Genomic DNA, 19,460 nt, shown 5'->3' with positions numbered 1-19,460 from the left:
GTCATATGGAGCTTCTCGCCAACGAGTGGACACAGTTCGTCGCGGCGCCGTCGCAGGGGCTCCAGGGCCTGCACGCCCATTTTAATAAGCACCGCTACGAGCGCCACTCCCACGATTACTTTGTGATCGGCACTATGGACGTCGGGGCCTCTAAAGTGGGCCTGGGCCGCGGCTCGATTATCGCGCCTGCCGGCAGTGCGATGATCGTGAATCCGGGGGATGCCCACGACGGCAGCGTTTATTCCGAGCAGGGCTACACCTACAGCATGCTCTACGTCCAGCCCTGGGTTGTGGACGGCATTGCCCACGAGCTGGAACTGGATCCCGACCACGGACTGTGCTTCACCAGCCCAATCCTGAGCGATCCTGATATCGTCGCCAGGCTGCAAACGCTACACCGCACGCTGTTTCAATCGCAGGATAACTTAGCGCTGGAAGTGCTGCTGATTGACGCGTTGAAGCCGCTGCTAAGCCGCTATTCCACCCGCCGGTTTACGCCGCAGGAAGAACGCCGCGAGCCGCGAATTGCCAAAGTCCGCGACCTGATTCATGCCAGCTTTGCCTCCCCGCTGACCACGGAAGATATGGCGCAGGCATCCGGCCTGAGCCGGGTTCGGCTGAACCAACTGTTTCGCGCCGCTTATGGCCTGTCGCTGCACGCCTACCTCAACAGAGTCCGCATGGACTCCGCCAGGCAAATGCTCCGCGCGGGCCAGCCTGCTTCGGACGTCGCCATCGCCGTTGGCCTGTTCGATCAAAGCCATTTGATTCGCCGCTTCAAAGGCTGCTTCGGCATCACGCCCGCACAATTTGTTAGCGCACACTTTTCAAATATCCAATACCGCCGCCGCTGACCTTTTCATACTCCTGCGTTTTAAGGTTCTTACTTTCTTCGGAGCAGAGTATGTCTCATTCTACGGATTCACCGTCCGTCAGCCAGGCCAGCGCGCGAGTGTCCGCCTGGGTCATGATTGTGATTGGCGCGGGAAGCGTGCTGTCGTCGCTAGATCTGTTTGTCGTTAACCTCGCTTTCCCGGCTATTCGCGATAGCTTTGCCGGGGCCACTAACCAGGCGCTGTCCTGGGTGATCAGCGCGTATTCCATTGCCTTCGCTGCGTTTCTGGTGCCCGCAGGCCGAATAGCGGATATTTACGGCCGCAAGCGTATCTTCAAGGCAGGTCTGGCGGTGTTTTCCGTGGCGAGCATAGCCTGTGCTTTTGCCCCGGATGTTATCTCGCTGATTTGCGCTCGGGGCCTGAAAGGCATCGGCGCAGCGCTGATGATCCCCACTAGTCTGGGGCTGCTGCTGGCGGCGTACCCAAAAGAGCGCCATAAGCAAATGGTAGGGATTTGGGCCGCTACCGGCTCAGTTGCCGCCGCGCTTGGCCCAATGCTCGGCGGGGCGCTGGTGAATATCGACTGGCGATTGATCTTCCTGATCAACCTGCCGGTGGCAATCCCGGCGCTGTGGCTGAGCAAGCACCTGACGGAAACGGAGATCGTAAAGAGCCGTTTCCCGGATATTCTCGGCTCGCTAATGCTGGTTGCGGGGCTTGCGCTGCTGGTGGCCGGGATCTCCTGGGCCAGCGACTGGGGCTTCGCCAGCGTCAGGCTTTGGACGGTGTTGGGCGGGGCGTTCGTCTTCCTGACGCTGTTCGTTCGTCGCTGCCTGACGCAGCCCGCCCCGGCGCTAAACCTGCGGGTATTCCGCGTGCCTGCGTTTACCCTGGCCACGCTTGGCATGGCCTTTTTCTACATGGGATTTGCCATCATGCTGCTGGGCGGTAGCCTGTATCTGACCCAGGTCTGGCACTGGCCGACCGTCGAGGCAGGCGCCGCTTTTGGCCTCGGCCCTGGCACCGCCGTTGTCGCGGCGTTGATCGCAGGCAGAACGGGCCTTTCTCCTAAAAAACTCACCATCGCCGCCGGTATTTTGTATGTGATAGCCGGCCTCTGGTGGTACAGCGCCCTTAGCGCCGAACCGGACTATCTGCTGGCCTATCTGCCTGCGCTGATGCTGACCGGAGCCGGAGCGGGTATCGGCCAGACGGGGTTTATCGCAGGCGGTACGGCGGCGCTCCCGGCACAGCAATATGCCACCGGCACCGGGATCATTAACACCTCACGGCAAATTGGGGCCGCCATAGGCGTGGCGGTGTTTGTGGCCGTGTCCGGCAGCGCCGTTGCCAGCGAGCAGTACCACACCGCGTGGCTGCTGATGTCACTCTTCGGGCTTATCGCCTCGCTGTCAGCGCTGCTGCTAAGCGCGAAGCAGTAGCGCTTATTTTTCCAGTAAGCCCAGGCGAATAAAACTTTCGGCGGTGGCCACAATCGCTTCTTCCGGTGGACGTGGCACCCAGCCGAGCAGGTTCACCGCTTTCGCATTGGTCACGTCCATGTTGACGCCCAGCAGAGTCAGCGATCCTTTCATGCCCGGATTTTTGTGCGCCGCCAGGCGCACCATCCAGTCGGGCAGCGCGAGGGTGGAGACTTTGCTGGCGGCTTCGCCGAGGTGTTTACGCAGGATTTTCGCCACCTCAACCATCAGCAGGCTGTGACCGGAGCTGGCAAGGAAACGCTCGCCGTTGGCGGCAGGATGCGTCATCGCCAGCCAATGCAAATCGGCCACGTCGCGCACATCCACAAAACAAGAGTTGATGTTCGGATTGCCTTTTTGCCCATCCAGCATGTTTTTCACCAGCCGCGTGGAATGGGAAAAATCAGGCCCCAATACCGGCCCCATTACCGCCACCGGGTTCACCGCCGACAGCTCCAGGCCACGCCCTTCTTTCTCCACAAAGTCCCAGGCGGCTTTTTCCGCCAGCGTTTTCGATTTTTGATAGGGCCACACTTTGCCGGACACGTCGCTCCAGTCCGTTTCATCAAACGGGCGGCGATGGCTTGCCGGGTGCCCGACGCCAACGGCCCCAAAGGCTGAGGTGAGGACGACGCGCTTAACCCCGGCAAATCTTGCGGCGCGGAGCACTCGCAGGTTGCCGTCTACCGCAGGTTTGATCCAGTCCTCGTCGGTGGCGTGGTTGCCGGAAGGCGTCGGCGATGCGCCATGCATCACGTAGCGGCACCCGGCCATCGCTTCAGCCCAGCCTTCATCCGCCATTAAATCAGCGATGAAAAAGGAGAGGCGCTCTCCGGGCTCGCAGCCGCCCTCTTTCAGGTTTTGGAGCACTTCTGCTTTGCGGTCAGCGGAACGTACGGTGGTGCGAACTTCATAGCCTTTTGCCAGCAGGGTAATGATGCAGTGCTGAGCAATAAATCCGGTTCCACCGGTAACTAATACAATATCTTGTGTCATGCTTTGGTCCTCTGTGGCCTGGCAAGCAGGCGGCATACGTTCACTTGCTGCGCAGAATAACGCCGGTCAGCTGGATTTTGAATGCTTGATAGTCCGTTCTACTTGCGCGATAGTACGGAAATGCACACCGATCCTTTTTCTGAAATCCTCAAATTTGCCGACGCCGAGTCGCTGGTCACCGGCGGCTTTACCGCGGGCGGCGACTGGGCGCTTCACTTCCCACCTCCGGACAAAATTAAGTTCTTCGCCATCGTCAAAGGCAGTTGCTGGGTGATGCTCGAAGGCCATGCGGAACCGATTTATTTTTGCACCGGCGATGTCGGCCTGCTGAATGCCAGGCGGGCGTTTATTGTCGCCAGCTCACCAGAGATCAAACCGGTCGATGCGATGAGCGTTTTTAAGGCCGGAGAGCGGAACTACGCCGTGCTGGGAGAAGGGAAAGAGTTTGAGTATATGGGCGGCCACGTCCTGCTGGATCCCCATCGCGGGCAGATGCTTGCTCAGGTGTTGCCGCAGTGGATTCACATCCCGGCCGCATCCCCGCAGGCGGCGTCTTTCCGCTGGCTGCTCGATCAGCTGATTGCCGAAAGAGAAACGGCCCAGCCCGGCACCCAGCTCGCCTCCGCGCAGCTTTCGCAGTTGCTGTTTATTCAGATCCTTCGTGCCCATTTGCAAACCAGCAGTTCGCTTCCGGCAGGTTTGCTACGCGCATTGGGAGATGCCCGCCTAGCCCCGGCGCTGCAGCTTATCCACACCAACCCGGCTCGGAACTGGCGCCTGGAAGATCTCGCCCAAGCCTGTGCGATGTCGCGCACCACATTTGCGGAGTATTTCCGTAACGTATCGGGCATTACGCCTGTGGCTTATCTTACCCAGTGGCGTATGCGGCTGGCGGAGAAAGCACTGCGCGAGCAGGCAGACCAAATTGCCATGGTGGCCCAGTCCCTCGGCTACACCTCCGAAAGCGCTTTTAGCAACGCCTTTAAGCGCGAAACCGGGCTGTCACCCAGAGCCTGGCGTAACGCCGCTCGCAACACGGTAAGTTGAGAATAAAAAAACGCCGCACAGTGGCGAGAAGGGGAAAAAGGTCTTTTTATGAAAAAACGGCCGGGTTATTCCGGCCGCTTTGTTGGTTTATCAGAACCCGTATTTCACGCCGATCATCGCGGAGGTGTCGTGGTAGCCTTTGTCGCCGATTTGCTGGGCAACACCGCCCCACATATTGAGATCATGGGAAATCTGCCCCTGCACGCCAAGTTTGAGCTGGCCGATGTTGCGGACGCCCTCTTCATTGAGCAGCTTATCCCCCATTCTCACGCCAAAGTTTTTGGTGTTATGCAGCCAGTCTGCTTCTACATAAGGCTTGAATTCACGCCCTTTGCCGTCGTCCTCTGTGCGGTGGCCGCGCAGATATAACCGTACGCCAAGGCGAGACTGTAGGTTACCCTGGCCGCTGTCCTGCACGCGAGTGCCGTTAGCTTCCGTATGTTCAGCGCTGTGAACGCCCATCCAGGTCAGCTGCGCCTGAGGTTCAAGGTAGACGGCCTGACGCTCGCTTTCGCTAAGCAGCATGTTATAGCCGCTTTCAAGCGACGCGGTGAAGCCGCGGCTCTTGTAATCCTCGTTCGGCAAATCATCACCGCTGACGCGGTTGTTAAACCAGTTGTACATCACCCAGCCGTCAACATAGACGCCTTCGCGGGAAACGGCGTTCTGGTACCAGGTGCCGTAAGCCCCGACGCTGTAACCGTCCAGCTCGGACTCAGAGCGATAGCCGGTCAAATTTGAACGTGAGTTGCCCTGCACGTTGCCATAGCCTGCCATCAGCCCAGCGCCCCAGCGGTCGGTCTGATTGCTGGTGCCGTGCAGGAATTCATTCCCCAGTTGCGCAACGTAGCGGTTGGCGCTGGAGCTTACCTGGCCTTCCCCGGTGCGGAAGCGGTTCTGCCCGCCCTCCTGACGCAGCCAGAAAGTGCTGCGGGCCATGCCGCGTTCATCCAGCGGGGCATGGTATTCTGTGGCACCTTCGCGATCGTCCAGCGTCAGGTTGAAAAGCGTATTCGCCGCCGTCAGGTTCACCAGATAGCTGCCCGCCTCAGGCCGATAAACCGGCACCGGATCGGGCTGGATCGGTGGTACCGTAGGCCTGACAGGATCGACTGGTGGTGTCACAGGATCAACAGGCGGTTCCGGAGGTAGATTGCTCATAGAGGTCAGATACCAATTCTGCCCCTTCTGCACCAGGCTGTAGTCCCATGCCCCGGCAACAATACGCCCGGATTGAGTGAATACGCCTGACGCAGAGTTGCCGCCCACGGCCACCACTTCTATCCCCTGCTGTGTTTCAGCCCCCTGGCCGCCAACGTTGTTGACCGCCAGCACGGTTGAACCAGACGTCGCCCCCTGAATCACTAGCTTGTCAGTGACAGATGCATCATCCCCCAACACGGTATTCACGTTCAGTTGGCTGTCGGTGCCGCCTGTATAATCGCCGCCGACATTCAGTGTGTTACCGACGATATCGGCACGGCGAGAAAGATTCACAAGTCCGCTGTTATTCAGATCGCCGTTCACGGTGAAACTGGCTGCGTCGTCGTTTGTCTGCTGCGGGCTGCCGATGGTTAAGGTACTGCCGGTTTCCAGCGTGGCTGCGCCGATACTGCCCGTACCAGAAAGCAGAGTCGCGCTCTTAGCCATAACATCGCTGACCAAAGATCCCGTCACGTCCAGGCTCCCTTCCGCCAGCGTGGTCGCGCCGGTGTAGGTGCTGTCCCCGGCCATGGTCAACGCCCCGCTGCCAAGCTTGGTCAACGCCCCGCTGCCGGTCACGCCCTGATTGATGGTTGTATTGAACCCCTGAGTGTCCAGCGTCCCACCCGCGTTTTCCAGCGTGATGGGGCGCTCTAAATCAAAGCTATTAGTTACCTGCAGCGTACCACCGTCGAAGGTCAACAAACTGGTGTCGGCCCCCAACGCACCGTTCTGCGCAATCTGTAAAATGCCGGCGTACAAAGTCCAGGGCGTGGCCGCTGCCGTGGTATTGTTCAATGCCCAAGTGCTCGCCCCCGTTTTATGGAAATGTTCGAACCCTTGATACTGGACGCTGTCGCCAATCTTGGCGGCATCGAACTGGCTATTGGCATCACCGCCCAAAATAAGCGTGTCATCACCGGCCGTAGCCTGCACGGTGCCCTGCACGTTATAGCCGTCGCGCAGCTCCAGGGAGTTGGTTCCGCCGTTAAAAAGAATGGCCTGCGAGTGGTTTTGCCCGTTGAAATCCAGCCCACCGCTGATGGTTCCGCTGTTGACGATAGTCATATCGCTGCCGCTGATCCCGACTCCGCCGACGCCAATATCCCCGACGCCGTTTATTCCGCCTGCTGTACCGGGTTCACCGCCGTTACCGCCCGAAATCCTGCCGGTATTAACGACGCTCCCGCCGCCGGAGGTCATGCTGATCCCAGCGCCACCAGCGCCACCGGCATTACCTCCCCCGCCTCCCCCGCGGTTACCCGTGCCGCCAAGGATATCGCCGTTATTTATGACCTGGCCGCCAGCGCCAATCAGGACGCCACTCCCGCCTTGACCGCCGCTACCGCCGCGGCTGGTATCACCGCCGCTGCCGCCCCCGGTTCCCCCCAGGCCACCGGAGATACTCGCGCCATTGTCGTTAGTCAGCGTACCGTTGCCGTCAATGGACAAGCCGTTCCCGCCTTTTGCGCCGATCCCGCCGTCGGAGGTCGGGCTGTTACCGTTCGCCCCCGCGCCACCGTCGCCGCCCACAAACGCGCTGTGGTTGGTCACGCTCCCGGCTCCGACAATGGAGACTGCATCACCGCCTGCGCCACCTACGCCGCCGCCGCCCGCAGAATCATCCCCACCTTTACCGCCGGTGACGACGCCGCTGGCTTCGTTGACAACATCCCCGCCACCGTTGATTTCAATTCCAATGCCCCCGGCACCGGAGTCACCGCCCTGCGAGGTACTTAAGTTCCCGCTACCGCCTCCGCGGTTGCCGAGCCCGCCGGTCACTTCGCCGAAGTTACTGACGCTGCCGCCGCCTTCAAGCTCGATCCCGCTGCCGCCTTTCCCGCCGTCACCGCCGTCACCACCGCTGAGATTATCCCCGGTACTGTTAGAGTTACCGCCGCCACCGGTCCCGGCGTTGCCACCGATAATATGGCCGCCATTGTTATTAATGACGTTGCCGCTGCCTTTAACCGTAATCCCGCTGCCGCCGTTGCCGCCTGCAGAACCATACCCTACAACGCCTGTTCCCTGGCCAGACTCAACCGCCCCGCCGTTACCACCGTCGCCGCCGCCGCCGCCCAGGATTCTGCCGCTGTTGGTTATCGTACTGGTGTCGCTCAGCCAGACCCCGCTCCCGCCTTCGGCCGCCTCACCGCCGCTTCCGCCAACGCCGATCACATTGGCGTTGCTTTTGGTGTCGGCATTAGCCGCAAGGCCGCCCGTGGCCCCCCGCCCACCGGTAATTTCCCCGGTGTTAGTGACATTCCCGCCCTGGGTCAACATGACGCCATCCCCGCCCGCGCCGCCTGCTCCACCGCTGCCGCCGTGGAGCGTTTCTCCCGCCGTCGTTTGGTCGTTTGCCGCTGCGCTTCCGGTGTTACCCCCGGTACCACCGTCGCCGCCGGTGATGGAACCGCCGTTGGTATAGCTGCCCGTGCCGGTGATCAGCACGCCAGCGCCACCGTCACCACCGTCACCGCCGTTACCCCCGTTGCCCGCATCGGCCACGTCCGTGGTATTGCTGCCGCCGTTGCCTCCCCGACCACCATTTCCGCCTGTGATATCGCCGCTATTGCTACCGCTGCTGCTGTTCAGCACCGACCCGGCTGAGCCGCCACCGCCGCCGCCGCCGGCAGAACCGCTGCCGTTGGTGGCTGTCCCGTCTGGCTGCTGGCCTGTGCCTCCGGTAGCGGTGCCTGGAGGGAGTGAATTATCCACGCCATTCACGCTTCCTGCGCCGCCATTTTCCCCCTGGCTGCTCCCCTGCCCACGCTCACCGGAACCACCGTCACCGCCGTTGCCGCCGATGCCCGTTGTGGTATCCATTGTGCCGCCACCGCCGCCCTGAGCGCTGTCAGAAGAGGTCGCCGGGCCACCGGTCTGGCCATCTGCGGCAAACGTTAGCTGTGGAATGGCGCTTAATAAGGCGGCACTGATAGCGGTGGCAATCAAGCGTCGCTTGCCGGGGTTCGGTAATATACGGGGCATTTGCATCCTCTTTAACTCTGCGGAGTCTGTTGATTCGAAATATCAGAAACAGGCGTGCAACAATTTATTTAAAATTGCCTTCGGGTTTTAAAAGACGAACGAAAACAACTTTCAAATGAAAGATAAAATCACTAAAAAATGTTTCTGGTGTTAATTTAATGTAATTACAAAAACACCAGAGCGATGACGAAATTAACATTTCACGGCCATATATTTCATGAAAAAAATTTATTTCGACGACTAATTTTAACACCGCAAAAATAGACTTAAGCAAAACTAAATTGTATTACAATTTGATTTGACGCATGGAATGAATAATAAGGAGAATTTGAGCGAGGATAAAAACTGATGTTCCAAGACAAAAAACACAGAGTAACTAATTGTTTTTATTTACCTTAAAACCATTAAACACCCATAGGCGTGAAATACTCAAAAACGACAACTTACAGATTAATCCTATTAGCAAGTGAGCATTAATTTTGTTTTTGAAAGCAAAAAATCAATTTAGCTATCAAAAAAACATGAATAAAAACCCTGACTTCAGTGCAACAAATAAACCATTAACAAGTTTAAAAAGCCCCAGCAAAGTCTATTTAATATCACGTAAATGCGTCGCAATCCCCCATTTAACCAATTTGATACATTCACCTTCAATATTCATGATGCTATAACTGCAGTTTTGATGTCCATATTGTCTGAGATCGTCGGTAATTAAAGCGCCTTTCAATTGCCAGATGACAATTTCCAAAGCATGGCCGTGAGTCACAATAATCACCGTGTCGTTCCGGTGGCGTTCATTCAAATCGTTCAGGCAGGAAAACAGGCGGCGACTAACGTTATCCAGGCACTCCCCTTCAGGAGTCACCCGGTGCGGCTCGCCCGATAGCAGGGTATTAAACAGCCCGGGATGTGTTTTTTGCGCCTCGATAACATTTAGCCCCTGGAGTGGGCCAAAATCACGTTCCTGTAGACGTTCATCCACGGTTGTCTGGCTGCGCAATTCACTGGCCAGCACATTAGCCGTGCCCTGTGCACGCAGCGCCGGTGACGTATAAATATGGGGGGCGGATAAATCGGCCAACTCGGCAGCCAGCGCAAAGCTCTGCCGGAGCCCCCGCGCCGTGAGCTGGCTTTCCAGCCTCCCCTGAATAATCCCCTGTTGATTCCCCTCACTTTCGCCATGCCGTACCAGAATTGCCCGCACGCTCTTTCCTTTGTTGAAAATTTAATTTAGCATTTACTAAATTTAGAGTTATCTAAAGTAAAAATCATGACACCTGAACTTTCCCAGCTTCAGTCCAGTGCGGACGAAGCCGCCAAATTGCTAAAAGCCATGAGTAATCCCCGGCGTTTGCTGATCCTCTGCCTGCTGCTCGACTCCCCAGGCACCGGGGCCGGAGAACTTGCCGCCGCCGCAGGATTGAGCCCCTCAGCGACCTCCCAGCATCTGACGAAAATGAAGGATGAAGGGCTCATAGCGCACCAGCGTAATGCTCAGCGTGTGCTCTATTTCATCAAAAATAGCGCGGTACGCGAAGTGATCGCGACGCTGAAAACCATTTACTGCCCCTGAGGAACATCATGACTATTTCATCCATCTTGCCAGAAGAAGCGAAAAAGCTCATTGCCGGCGGTGCCGCGCTGATCGACATCCGCGAACCGGATGAACATGCCCGTGAGAACATTCCAGAGGCGCATCTGATGCCGCTTTCCGCCATTGAAAACGGCGCCAGGCTGGGGCCGCTAGATCCTCACGACGTGGTGATTTTCCACTGTCAGTCCGGAATGCGTTCTTCTCAGCATGCCCAAAAGCTGGCGGCGCTTGCCGAACCGGCCCAGGTCATGCTGCTGGCTGGGGGCCTCGAAGCATGGAAAAAAGGCGGGCAGGAGATTCTGGCGGATAAAAGCCAGCCTCTGCCAATCATGCGGCAGGTACAAATTGTGGCGGGGACGTTAATCCTGCTTGGGGTCGTGCTCGGGTACAGCGTTAATAGCGGATTTTTCCTGCTTTCCGGCTTTGTTGGAGCAGGTTTGTTGTTCGCAGGTATCAGCGGATTTTGCGGTATGGCACGTCTACTGGCCTGGCTGCCGTGGAACCGGCGCTAGCGTATCTTGCTTTATCCGCCTCGATTTCTGATCTATGGTTATCAGGCGGCAAAACCGCATTAAATTCCCTTAGCATTCAGAGGTTTTTCTATGTTCAAACCAGGTGATGTGGTGCAGCCCAAACAGGGCGGCCCTAAGCTACAGGTGGTTGAGGTTCAGGGAGAAGATTTGATTTGCGTCCCGGCCGCGACCTTAGGTGCGGATCAACTGACGCTGAAAGCAGATTCGGTTTCGCTGTACCAGGAAGAAGGCGATTTCGGCGTTTGCTAAGCAACAAAAAACGGCGTGAGGTTAATCACGCCGTTCTTCTCAATAAAAGTGCCCCTATCCTTGTCGTCGCCATTCATAAACAACCGGGCACGGCGGCAATCCAGGCCAGCAATCAATAGCCCTTCTCATAACCCGCAAAGAAACATCGAACCACAACGTCCGCGTTGACCTCTTTCAGAAAGTCAGCCACAGACTCTTTATCCAGCTGATAGCGGCGAGTTAACACCCCGGCTTCCCAGGCTGCACGCTGGCGATCGCCGGTCTGCTCGGCCATATGGTGAGTAAAGCCCAGCACAAAGCCGCGTTTGTAATCCGCGCAGAAACGCTCCACGTTAACTGCGCTGTCGGCCTGTCGGGCTTTCATTCCGGCCATCAGGCCCTTACCAAAATGGTTATCCATCAGCGACTCCTCATCACTCGCTATATAAATAATTATATAACGATTCTAAGCGCGATGGATATCCCTAAAACCCGGAGTTTTGGGGGATGTTGTGCATTAAGACGTAATTAAATCATCTCGTTGATAATCAATAAGAAATTAAAAACGGAACCACAAAATCAGGAAATGCCAGCGGCAAAGTGTGTTTCAACGCACTTTATCGACAAAAAACCTATAAATAAAAATTTATAGCTAATTGATGAAAACATTGCAGTGACATACTCTACACACAGTGATTTACATGTTTTATAACACCAATAATTAGCCATAAAAGTAGCGCAAGCGACTACTTTTAAACCGGAGTCAACATTATGTTTTCCCCTGAGTCACGCTTACGCCATGCCGCCGCAGATATTTTTGCAATGGTAGTGTATTGCTCGGTAGTGAACATGATGATTGAGATCTTCCTCTCAGGCATGACCTTCGAGCAGTCGCTCTCTTCCCGCCTGGTCGCCGTGCCGGTCAACATTATTATCGCCTGGCCCTATGGCTTCTACCGCGATGCCTTTATGCGTACCGCGCGCCGCATGACCCCGGCGAGCTGGGCGAAAAACCTGGCTGACGTGCTGGCTTATGTGACTTTCCAGTCCCCGGTTTACGTGCTGATTTTATGGAGCGTGGGCGCTGACTGGCACCAGATTGTGGCTGCCGTGACCTCGAACCTGTTGGTGTCGATGATGATGGGTGCCGCTTACGGCTACTTCCTGGATTTCTGCCGCCGACTGTTTCGCGTCAGCGGCCAGATGGGCGTGAAAGCGGGCGCCTGAGTCCCGACATGCAAAGGCGACTGGCCTGAAGCCAGTCGTTCACTTATTCAGATTCGCCAAATAACCCTGTCAGATATCTTTCCAGCGCAATACGGGAACTGAAACCATGCGGAATACCGTAGTGCTCGTGCGTTTCGCCGGCAAGATAGAGCGGGAACTGCTGGTAGTGATCGCAGGTTTTCATCTCTGAAGCCGGTTCGGCCAGCGACTGGCTGCGCTCTCTCAGGGTAGGGTGAATAATCAGAGCGGTGCGCCCCATGCGCGCTTCGCGGTTAACATAAACGTAATTCTCACCACGACGGTAGCCGTAGGTTTTTTCCGTTACCACATCCATGGTAAAACCCGATTTCTCAAGTACTCGGGCCACCTCATCCGGTCGTAAATACATAGATTTTCCTCGTCATCATTTACTGCATCGCAACCATACAATAAGCAGCATTGGCAACGCTTTCGGAATTGTCCAGAAAGGCCGGCAAAGGCTTTGCGCCGCCCCATAACTAAAATCCATGGTCTACACTTAGCGTTACATCTTAAAAAGGGAGACAATAATGGCTAGCCGAGCAAACAAAAATAACGTTGACGATCAGGTAGACGAAATCAATAACGATGTCAGTCAGCTGGCAGATACGCTGGAAGATGTATTGAAATCCTTCGGTAGTGATGCGAAAGATGAAGTTGATGCCGCACGTAAAAAAGCCGAAGCGCTTCTGAAAGAGACTCGTGCAAGGATTAACGGTAATCAGGGCCGAGTGACGCAAGCCGCGCGAGATGCTGTTGGCTGCGCAGATTCCTATGTTCGCGATAAACCCTGGCAGAGCGTGGGGATTGGCGCGGCGGTAGGTATTGTCCTTGGGGCATTGCTGGTGTCACGCCGCTAACCCCAGGCGTTTAACAGTCGATAAATGAGACTAAATGCGCGTTGTAACCCCGGCCCATTCGCCGGGGTTTTTACTTTATGGCCAACCGCAGTTGAAGCGCATAGCGCTGGGCCATTTCATACGAACTGATATTGGTAAAACTCAGCAGCAAACCACCGGGCCCATGATGTTCAATTCGCCAGTGGCTGAGTGCCTGGACGGCAAGTCCTGCGGCTCTGGCTTTGCCCTCGATAATCAACTCGTCACCTTCGACTTGCATCACCATCTGAATGCCGCCTTCCTGAGGCACAACCGTAAACCCTTGCTCACGTAGCGCCTCCTCGAGCCATAACCGGCGTTCGGCGTAGCACTGACGCATTTTTTTTAAGTGCCGCCAGAAATGCCCCTCCCGCAAGAAGTCGGCGATAGCCTGCTGAATAAGTATTGGAGCGGTACAGGGTTGCCTGCGAGCCTGACGCTGAAAATCTTCTACCGCGTGGGAAGGCACCACCAGCCATGCAACACGCAGGGCCGGAAACATCGACTTACTGAAAGTCCCCGCGTAAATAACCCTCTGCGGGCTGTCCAGACTTTTTAGCGGCGGCAAGGGCTTGCCGTGGTAGCGAAACTCGCTGTCGTAATCATCTTCAATGATCCAGCTTTGTTCCCGACTGGCCCATTCCAGCAGCGCGTGTCGCCGTGAAAGAGAGAGCGCCACGCCTGACGGACTTTGGTGCGCAGGCGTCAAAAGTGCAAAACGGGCATTGGGAAAATGGTTCACGCCGTAATCAACCTGCATGCCCTCATCGTCCACGGGGATCGCCCGGATCGCCATCCCCGCTTTTACAAAATCAGGCCGAACAAAGCGGTAGCCCGGATCTTCCAGCCAGATGCCATCCCCGGGCCGCGCAAGCGTGGCGAGGATCAGGGCAATACCAGCCTGGAAGCCGGGGGTAATAAAGATTTGCTCCGGCTGGCAGTCAATGCTGCGGGAGAAGCGCAGGTAATCCACAATCGCCTGCTTCAATGAGGCTTCCCCGCTGGGTTCCGGCAGCATCAGGTCAAAACGAGTTTGCTGCCGCAAACGCCGCCCCATAAGCCTCGCCCAAATAGCCCGGGGGAAGAGATCCAGCGCGGGCAGCCCCATCTGAAAAGGCCTGGGCGCGCCCTGCGGATGAGCGGCCGAAATGTTTTGACCACCGGGATCGTGCTTCACCGATGGACTCACAAAAGTGCCCGCCTGCCCACGTCGCTCCAGCCAGCCCTGAGCCACCAGGTCGCCATAAGCGTTCTCAACCGTGGCTCTGGCAACCCCCAGCTCTAGCGCCAGCGTCCGGCTGGACGGCAGGCGACTCCCTGCCGCCAGTTCACCGCTGTTTATCGCCTGCTTTAGCTGACGGGCAATTTGCTGGTAGCGCGGCTGAGCGGGATGAGAGGTCACGGTAAGCGGCGCAAATTTTTGTTTCATGGTCTGGTTTTTTAGTTAATTTATGGCTCTCTTTGATAGTCCATCATAGTGGTAAATTGTCCTCACACCAACCTGAGGAGCCACACCATGATCGAATTACGTCAGCCTTACTATGAACTCTCCCCCAACGTGATCAAACCGATGCGGCAGGCGCTGCAGGGGCTGGAAAACGGCCCCTTGAGCAACGAGCTGATCGAGTTGGTTTTCCTGCGTGTGTCGCAGATTAACGGCTGCGCCTATTGCCTGGAGATGCATGCCAAAGCGCTGCGTAAATCCGGCGTTGACCAGGTGAAGCTGGATTCACTGGCGGGCTGGAAAGTCAGCCACCAGTTTACGGAGAAAGAACGTGCGGCGCTGGCATGGGCAGAAGCGCTCACCCTGATTGCCGACAGCAATGCCGAAGATGATGTGTACCAACCGCTGCTGCAGTTTTTCAGCGCCGAGGAGATTGTAGATTTGACCCTGGCGGCCAGCATGATGAATGCGTTTAACCGCGTTGCGATTGGGATGCGGCAGTAAGAGATTTTTTTGTCTTTGAGACACAAACACGTTCTATGTAGCCTGGAGAATATTACGTTCACTTCCAGGCCTGTTTGATATGCAGCCACTGTAACGGTGAGCGTCTTAGGGGAGTCACCGTCACTCCCCTAAGAACCTGGACTCCCGGCGAAATAAATCGCCTCTGTTTTATCTCCCAGTCCTGGGTCGGAGATAAAACAGAGGCGATTTAAGCCGGAGCCGGGCCTCGCTTTTAACCTGCAGCCACACGGGACGTTAACGTTGCTGTAAGTTCCTCAGCCACACCCTTGTTCCCGGCTCTCAGCGCCCCGGTTATGACCCAACTCAGACGGGGTTGAGCTGTCGGGAACGAATCGCGAACGACCCCGAATGTTTGGGTGATAACCGGTGGGTTTACCGCTTCAGCGGCGACGAGCTCGCAGGGCGACGGGGGTTGTCAGGGGCCCCCTGACACGTTCACGTGCTTTGAACATGCATAGGAAACAGGATTACAAGTGAACGGAATCTCAACCGATATTTCATAGGTAAAAGCTCTTTCTGCCGAAGACTCGCCCCCTTCCCCTACACTTTTCAACCCCCTACAAAAAATCACAGAAACACTATATCTTGCGTGGTTGCAAATTTTAAAATCAACATCTAGTATTTCTTTCAGTACGAACACACCACCCGCTGTCCACTTTATGCGGCGTTCCATTATTCTAAAGGGAAATACGAATCATGCGCATTACTATTTACACTAAAGATGACTGTGTTCAGTGTCATGCTACAAAACGGGCGATGGAGAGCCGGGGTTTTGCCTTCGACATGATCAACCTTGATCAGTATCCGGAAGCGGCTGACGACCTGCGGGCCAAAGGCTTTCGTCAGCTGCCGGTGGTGGTGACCGAAGCCGAAAGCTGGAGTGGTTTTCGCCCGGATATGATCAATCGCCTGTGCGTTGCTGCCAGCGCATGAGCACCCTCGTCTACTTCTCCAGCGAGTCGGAAAACACCCTGCGTTTTATCGAACGCCTGGGACTGCCCGCCTTACGCATTCCCCTGGAGGTAAAAGCGCGCCTGGAAGTGACGGAACCCTACATTTTAATCGTGCCCAGCTATGGCGGCGGCGGCATTGCCGGGGCGGTACCGCCGCAGGTGATCCGCTTCCTGAACAACCCGAACAATCGCGCGCTGATCCGCGGCGTGATCGCCAGCGGTAACCGCAGTTTTGGCGAAGGGTTTTGCCGGGCCGGGGACGTCATTTCACAAAAATGCCAGGTGCCTTACCTCTACCGTTTTGAGCTACTGGGCACCCCGCAAGACATCGACAACGTGCGTAAGGGAGTAAGCGAATTTTGGCAACGACAGAAGCAGTCCGTTTAGCAACGGAAAGCGTGGACTACCACGCCCTGAACGCCATGCTCAACCTCTATGACAAAGAGGGAAACATCCAGTTTGATAAAGACAAACGGGCCGTGGAAAGCTTCTTTGCACAGCACGTCTTACCGAACACCGTCAGCTTCCCTAGCCGGCAGGCGAAGCTGGACTATCTGGTGGCCGAGCACTATTACGACGATGCCGTGCTAACCCGCTATTCGCGCCCGTTTATCCTTGAACTGTTCGACAGAGCGCACGGCAGCGGCTTTCAGTTCCAGACCTTTTTAGGCGCGTGGAAGTACTACACCAGCTACACCCTGAAAACTTGGGACGGGAAGCACTATCTGGAACATTTCCCGGACCGTGTTTGCATGGTGGCCCTGACCCTGGCGCAGGGAGATGAGCCGCTTGCCACACGCCTGATGGAAGAGATGCTCAGCGGCCGTTTCCAGCCTGCCACGCCAACGTTCCTCAACTGCGGTAAGAAGCAGCGGGGCGAGCTGGTTTCCTGCTTCCTGCTGCGGATTGAAGACAATATGGAGTCGATTGGCCGCGCGGTTAACTCGGCGCTCCAGCTGTCCAAACGTGGCGGCGGCGTTGCCTTCCTGCTTTCCAACCTGCGTGAAGCCGGGGCGCCCATCAAACGCATTGAAAACCAGTCATCGGGCGTGATCCCGGTAATGAAGATGCTGGAAGACGCGTTTTCCTACGCCAACCAGCTTGGCGCACGCCAGGGCGCGGGCGCGGTTTACCTCAACGCGCACCACCCGGATATCCTGCGCTTCCTCGATACCAAGCGGGAAAATGCCGATGAGAAGATCCGCATTAAAACGCTGTCGCTCGGGGTGACTATTCCGGATATCACCTTCCAGCTAGCCAAAACCAATCAGCAGATGGCGCTGTTTTCGCCTTACGACGTGGAAAGAATCTACGGCAAGCCGTTTGGCGACATCAGCGTCAACGATCTTTATCAGCAAATGGTGGAGGACGATCGGATTCGTAAGAGCTGGATCAACGCTCGCGACTTCTTCCAGACGCTGGCGGAGATCCAGTTTGAGTCCGGCTACCCGTACATCATGTTTGAGGACACGGTTAACCGGGCCAACCCGATTGCCGGGCGTATTAACATGAGTAACCTCTGCTCGGAAATTTTGCAGGTAAACAGCGCCTCGACCTACGATGAAAACCTGGATTACGCGCAAACGGGCAAAGACATATCCTGCAACCTTGGTTCGCTGAACATCGCCCATGCCATGGACTCTGAGGATTTTGGCCGCACCGTGGAGACCGCCATTCGCGGCCTGACGGCGGTGTCTGATATGAGCCATATTCGCTCGGTGCCGTCGGTTGAAGCCGGGAATGCCGCCTCCCACGCTATTGGCCTCGGGCAAATGAACCTGCACGGCTACCTGGCGCGCGAGGGCATTGCCTACGGCTCAGCCGAAGGACTGGATTTCACCAATATCTACTTCTACACCATCACCTGGCACGCGCTTCGCGCTTCCAACGCTTTAGCCCGGGAGCGACAGCAGCGTTTTGCCGGTTTCGAACAGTCGCGCTATGCCAGCGGCGAATATTTCCGACAGTACCTCGAACAAACGTGGGAGCCAAAAACGGAGAAAGTCCGGGCGCTGTTTGCCAAAGCAGGGATTGCGATTCCAGGGCGCGAACAGTGGCAGCAGCTATGCGACGACGTACGCGAGCACGGCCTGTATAACCAGAATTTGCAGGCTATCCCGCCGACGGGATCAATCTCTTACATCAATCACGCGACTTCGAGCATCCACCCGATTGTCTCCCGGATTGAGATCCGTAAAGAAGGTAAAACCGGGCGTGTGTACTACCCCGCCCCGTTTATGACCAACGACAATCTTGAGTTTTACCAGGACGCCTACGATATCGGCCCGGAAAAGATCATCGACACCTACGCCGAGGCCACCCGACACGTTGACCAGGGGCTTTCGCTGACGCTGTTCTTCCGCGATACCGCCACCACCCGCGACATCAATAAAGCGCAGATTTATGCCTGGAAGAAAGGCATTAAAACGCTCTACTACATTCGTCTGCGGCAGCTGGCGCTGGAAGGCACAGAGGTGCAGGGCTGTGTGTCCTGCGCGCTATAACGCAAAGTACCAGGCTAAAGGACAAGGAAAGAAAATGACGCAACTGACGCGCGTAAGCGCCATCAACTGGAACAAAATCGAGGACGATAAAGACCTCGAGGTCTGGAACCGCCTGACCAGTAACTTCTGGCTGCCGGAGAAGGTGCCGCTCTCTAATGATATTCCGGCCTGGCAATCGCTCAGCGAGCAGGAGCAGCAGCTCGTTATCCGCGTGTTTACCGGCCTGACGCTGCTGGACACTATTCAGAATACCGTGGGTGCCCCCGCGCTGATGGCCGATTCGCTGACGCCACACGAAGAGGCGGTGATGTCGAATATCAGCTTTATGGAAGCGGTGCATGCCCGTTCCTACAGCTCGATATTTTCTACGCTCTGCCAGACCAAAGATGTGGACGCCGCCTACGACTGGAGCGAGCAGAATGAAGCCCTGCAGCGTAAAGCCTCGATTATTCTGGGCCATTACCGGGACAACGACCCGCTGAAGAAGAAAATTGCCAGCGTATTTCTCGAGTCCTTCCTGTTTTACTCCGGCTTCTGGCTGCCGATGTATTACTCCAGCCGCGGCAAGCTGACCAACACCGCCGATCTCATTCGGCTGATCATCCGCGACGAGGCGGTGCACGGCTACTACATCGGCTACAAGTACCAGAAAGCGCTGGCGCAGCAGAGCCCCGAGCGCCAGACCGAGCTGCAAAACTTTGCCCTCGATCTGCTGATGGATCTCTACGATAACGAGCTGGCGTACAGCGAAACGCTTTACCGTGAACTGGGCTGGGAAGACGAAGTGAAGGCGTTTCTGAGCTACAACGCCAATAAAGCGCTAATGAACCTGGGCTACCAGGCGCTGTTCCCGGCGGAGATGGCGGAAGTTAACCCGGCCATTCTCGCGGCGTTGTCCCCCAATGCCGATGAGAACCACGATTTTTTCTCCGGCTCAGGCTCCTCCTACGTAATGGGCAAGGCGGTGGAAACCGAGGACGAGGACTGGGATTTCTAGTAATCTGG

At 56.5% G+C, this 19,460-nt stretch carries 19 protein-coding genes; 13 read left to right on the top strand and 6 right to left on the bottom strand.

The window, feature by feature from the left end; translation table 11 throughout:
* Positions 1-5 precede the first annotated feature (5 nt).
* Positions 6-854 (top strand): AraC family transcriptional regulator, encoded by an 849-nt coding sequence (locus WFK85_RS17905; protein WP_336709460.1) that lies wholly within the window; start codon positions 6-8, stop codon positions 852-854.
* Between the two features lie 50 nt (positions 855-904).
* Complete coding sequence (locus WFK85_RS17900; RefSeq protein WP_336709459.1) at positions 905-2,278, top strand: MFS transporter; 1,374 nt, start codon at positions 905-907, stop codon at positions 2,276-2,278.
* 3 nt (positions 2,279-2,281) lie between these two features.
* Here WFK85_RS17900 and WFK85_RS17895 read toward each other — a convergent pair whose 3' ends face one another.
* On the bottom strand, positions 2,282-3,313 hold the full coding sequence (locus WFK85_RS17895; RefSeq protein WP_336709458.1) for an SDR family oxidoreductase: 1,032 nt from the start codon (positions 3,311-3,313) through the stop codon (positions 2,282-2,284).
* A gap of 81 nt (positions 3,314-3,394) precedes the next feature.
* On the opposite strand from WFK85_RS17895, the gene WFK85_RS17890 reads away from it, so the two are divergent.
* Positions 3,395-4,360 carry an AraC family transcriptional regulator gene (locus tag WFK85_RS17890; protein WP_336709456.1) on the top strand — a complete coding sequence of 322 codons (966 nt, stop codon included), beginning with the start codon at positions 3,395-3,397 and terminating at the stop codon, positions 4,358-4,360.
* Between the two features lie 90 nt (positions 4,361-4,450).
* On the opposite strand, the gene WFK85_RS17885 is transcribed toward WFK85_RS17890, so the two are convergent.
* Both WFK85_RS17885 and WFK85_RS17880 read right to left on the bottom strand, forming a co-directional pair.
* Positions 4,451-8,551: an autotransporter outer membrane beta-barrel domain-containing protein gene (locus WFK85_RS17885; protein WP_336709455.1), complete on the bottom strand. Its 4,101-nt coding sequence runs from the start codon at positions 8,549-8,551 to the stop codon at positions 4,451-4,453.
* A 589-nt stretch (positions 8,552-9,140) separates the two neighbouring features.
* Positions 9,141-9,755 carry a histidine phosphatase family protein gene (locus tag WFK85_RS17880; protein ID WP_336709453.1) on the bottom strand — a complete coding sequence of 205 codons (615 nt, stop codon included), beginning with the start codon at positions 9,753-9,755 and terminating at the stop codon, positions 9,141-9,143.
* 66 nt (positions 9,756-9,821) lie between these two features.
* Between WFK85_RS17880 and WFK85_RS17875 the strand changes: the two genes are divergently transcribed.
* The 3 genes from WFK85_RS17875 to WFK85_RS17865 all read left to right on the top strand — a co-directional run bounded on the left by WFK85_RS17875 (position 9,822) and on the right by WFK85_RS17865 (position 10,927).
* Positions 9,822-10,124 (top strand): metalloregulator ArsR/SmtB family transcription factor, encoded by a 303-nt coding sequence (locus WFK85_RS17875; RefSeq protein WP_166995667.1) that lies wholly within the window; start codon positions 9,822-9,824, stop codon positions 10,122-10,124.
* Between the two features lie 8 nt (positions 10,125-10,132).
* Positions 10,133-10,657, top strand: a complete 525-nt coding sequence (locus WFK85_RS17870) for a rhodanese family protein (RefSeq protein ID WP_008458218.1) — start codon at positions 10,133-10,135, stop codon at positions 10,655-10,657.
* Between the two features lie 90 nt (positions 10,658-10,747).
* On the top strand, positions 10,748-10,927 hold the full coding sequence (locus tag WFK85_RS17865; RefSeq protein WP_008458219.1) for a hypothetical protein: 180 nt from the start codon (positions 10,748-10,750) through the stop codon (positions 10,925-10,927).
* Between the two features lie 112 nt (positions 10,928-11,039).
* On the opposite strand, the gene WFK85_RS17860 is transcribed toward WFK85_RS17865, so the two are convergent.
* Positions 11,040-11,327, bottom strand: a complete 288-nt coding sequence (locus WFK85_RS17860) for a DUF2623 family protein (protein WP_008458220.1) — start codon at positions 11,325-11,327, stop codon at positions 11,040-11,042.
* Positions 11,328-11,677: 350 nt separating this feature from the next.
* Between WFK85_RS17860 and WFK85_RS17855 the strand changes: the two genes are divergently transcribed.
* Positions 11,678-12,133 carry an L-alanine exporter AlaE gene (locus tag WFK85_RS17855; RefSeq protein ID WP_008458221.1) on the top strand — a complete coding sequence of 152 codons (456 nt, stop codon included), beginning with the start codon at positions 11,678-11,680 and terminating at the stop codon, positions 12,131-12,133.
* A 43-nt stretch (positions 12,134-12,176) separates the two neighbouring features.
* On the opposite strand, the gene WFK85_RS17850 is transcribed toward WFK85_RS17855, so the two are convergent.
* Positions 12,177-12,521, bottom strand: a complete 345-nt coding sequence (locus tag WFK85_RS17850) for a DUF2002 family protein (RefSeq protein WP_336709450.1) — start codon at positions 12,519-12,521, stop codon at positions 12,177-12,179.
* Positions 12,522-12,681: 160 nt separating this feature from the next.
* Here WFK85_RS17850 and WFK85_RS17845 point away from each other — a divergent pair, with 160 nt between their 5' ends.
* On the top strand, positions 12,682-13,011 hold the full coding sequence (locus WFK85_RS17845) for a DUF883 family protein (protein ID WP_008458223.1): 330 nt from the start codon (positions 12,682-12,684) through the stop codon (positions 13,009-13,011).
* Between the two features lie 70 nt (positions 13,012-13,081).
* On the opposite strand, the gene pdxR is transcribed toward WFK85_RS17845, so the two are convergent.
* Positions 13,082-14,458: a MocR-like pyridoxine biosynthesis transcription factor PdxR gene (pdxR, locus tag WFK85_RS17840; RefSeq protein ID WP_336709449.1), complete on the bottom strand. Its 1,377-nt coding sequence runs from the start codon at positions 14,456-14,458 to the stop codon at positions 13,082-13,084.
* An 87-nt stretch (positions 14,459-14,545) separates the two neighbouring features.
* Here pdxR and WFK85_RS17835 point away from each other — a divergent pair, with 87 nt between their 5' ends.
* The 5 genes from WFK85_RS17835 (at position 14,546) to nrdF (ending at position 19,452) form a co-directional block, all read left to right on the top strand.
* Positions 14,546-14,977, top strand: a complete 432-nt coding sequence (locus tag WFK85_RS17835) for a carboxymuconolactone decarboxylase family protein (protein ID WP_008458225.1) — start codon at positions 14,546-14,548, stop codon at positions 14,975-14,977.
* Positions 14,978-15,694: 717 nt separating this feature from the next.
* Entirely contained in the window at positions 15,695-15,931 is a 237-nt protein-coding gene (nrdH, locus tag WFK85_RS17830; RefSeq protein WP_008458226.1) for a glutaredoxin-like protein NrdH, read from the top strand.
* A complete protein-coding gene (gene nrdI / locus WFK85_RS17825) occupies positions 15,928-16,338 on the top strand; it encodes a class Ib ribonucleoside-diphosphate reductase assembly flavoprotein NrdI (protein ID WP_008458227.1) in 411 nt (136 codons plus the stop codon). The genes nrdH and nrdI overlap by 4 nt, the downstream gene beginning before the upstream one ends.
* Positions 16,311-18,455 (top strand): class 1b ribonucleoside-diphosphate reductase subunit alpha, encoded by a 2,145-nt coding sequence (gene nrdE, locus WFK85_RS17820; RefSeq protein ID WP_166995661.1) that lies wholly within the window; start codon positions 16,311-16,313, stop codon positions 18,453-18,455. Before nrdI ends, nrdE begins: the two co-directional genes overlap by 28 nt.
* 34 nt (positions 18,456-18,489) lie before the next feature.
* A complete protein-coding gene (nrdF, locus tag WFK85_RS17815) occupies positions 18,490-19,452 on the top strand; it encodes a class 1b ribonucleoside-diphosphate reductase subunit beta (protein WP_166879019.1) in 963 nt (320 codons plus the stop codon).
* The last annotated feature ends 8 nt before the right edge of the window (positions 19,453-19,460 follow it).

Origin of the sequence: Cedecea sp. VD22 (genome assembly GCF_037150195.1) — a bacterium.
GTDB lineage: Bacteria > Pseudomonadota > Gammaproteobacteria > Enterobacterales > Enterobacteriaceae > Cedecea.
This window is presented reverse-complemented; position numbering and strand designations above follow the sequence as displayed.

Bases quoted from the DNA above. Each gene is read 5' to 3' on its own strand.
- WFK85_RS17905 (WP_336709460.1), top strand. From the start codon at position 6: ATGGAGCTTCTCGCCAACGAGTGGACACAGTTCGTCGCGGCGCCGTCG.
- WFK85_RS17900 (WP_336709459.1), top strand. From the start codon at position 905: ATGTCTCATTCTACGGATTCACCGTCCGTCAGCCAGGCCAGCGCGCGA.
- WFK85_RS17895 (WP_336709458.1), bottom strand. From the start codon at position 3,313: ATGACACAAGATATTGTATTAGTTACCGGTGGAACCGGATTTATTGCT.
- WFK85_RS17890 (WP_336709456.1), top strand. From the start codon at position 3,395: ATGCTTGATAGTCCGTTCTACTTGCGCGATAGTACGGAAATGCACACC.
- WFK85_RS17885 (WP_336709455.1), bottom strand. From the start codon at position 8,551: ATGCCCCGTATATTACCGAACCCCGGCAAGCGACGCTTGATTGCCACC.
- WFK85_RS17875 (WP_166995667.1), top strand. From the start codon at position 9,822: ATGACACCTGAACTTTCCCAGCTTCAGTCCAGTGCGGACGAAGCCGCC.
- WFK85_RS17870 (WP_008458218.1), top strand. From the start codon at position 10,133: ATGACTATTTCATCCATCTTGCCAGAAGAAGCGAAAAAGCTCATTGCC.
- WFK85_RS17865 (WP_008458219.1), top strand. From the start codon at position 10,748: ATGTTCAAACCAGGTGATGTGGTGCAGCCCAAACAGGGCGGCCCTAAG.
- WFK85_RS17860 (WP_008458220.1), bottom strand. From the start codon at position 11,327: ATGGATAACCATTTTGGTAAGGGCCTGATGGCCGGAATGAAAGCCCGA.
- WFK85_RS17855 (WP_008458221.1), top strand. From the start codon at position 11,678: ATGTTTTCCCCTGAGTCACGCTTACGCCATGCCGCCGCAGATATTTTT.
- WFK85_RS17850 (WP_336709450.1), bottom strand. From the start codon at position 12,521: ATGTATTTACGACCGGATGAGGTGGCCCGAGTACTTGAGAAATCGGGT.
- WFK85_RS17845 (WP_008458223.1), top strand. From the start codon at position 12,682: ATGGCTAGCCGAGCAAACAAAAATAACGTTGACGATCAGGTAGACGAA.
- pdxR (WP_336709449.1), bottom strand. From the start codon at position 14,458: ATGAAACAAAAATTTGCGCCGCTTACCGTGACCTCTCATCCCGCTCAG.
- WFK85_RS17835 (WP_008458225.1), top strand. From the start codon at position 14,546: ATGATCGAATTACGTCAGCCTTACTATGAACTCTCCCCCAACGTGATC.
- nrdH (WP_008458226.1), top strand. From the start codon at position 15,695: ATGCGCATTACTATTTACACTAAAGATGACTGTGTTCAGTGTCATGCT.
- nrdI (WP_008458227.1), top strand. From the start codon at position 15,928: ATGAGCACCCTCGTCTACTTCTCCAGCGAGTCGGAAAACACCCTGCGT.
- nrdF (WP_166879019.1), top strand. From the start codon at position 18,490: ATGACGCAACTGACGCGCGTAAGCGCCATCAACTGGAACAAAATCGAG.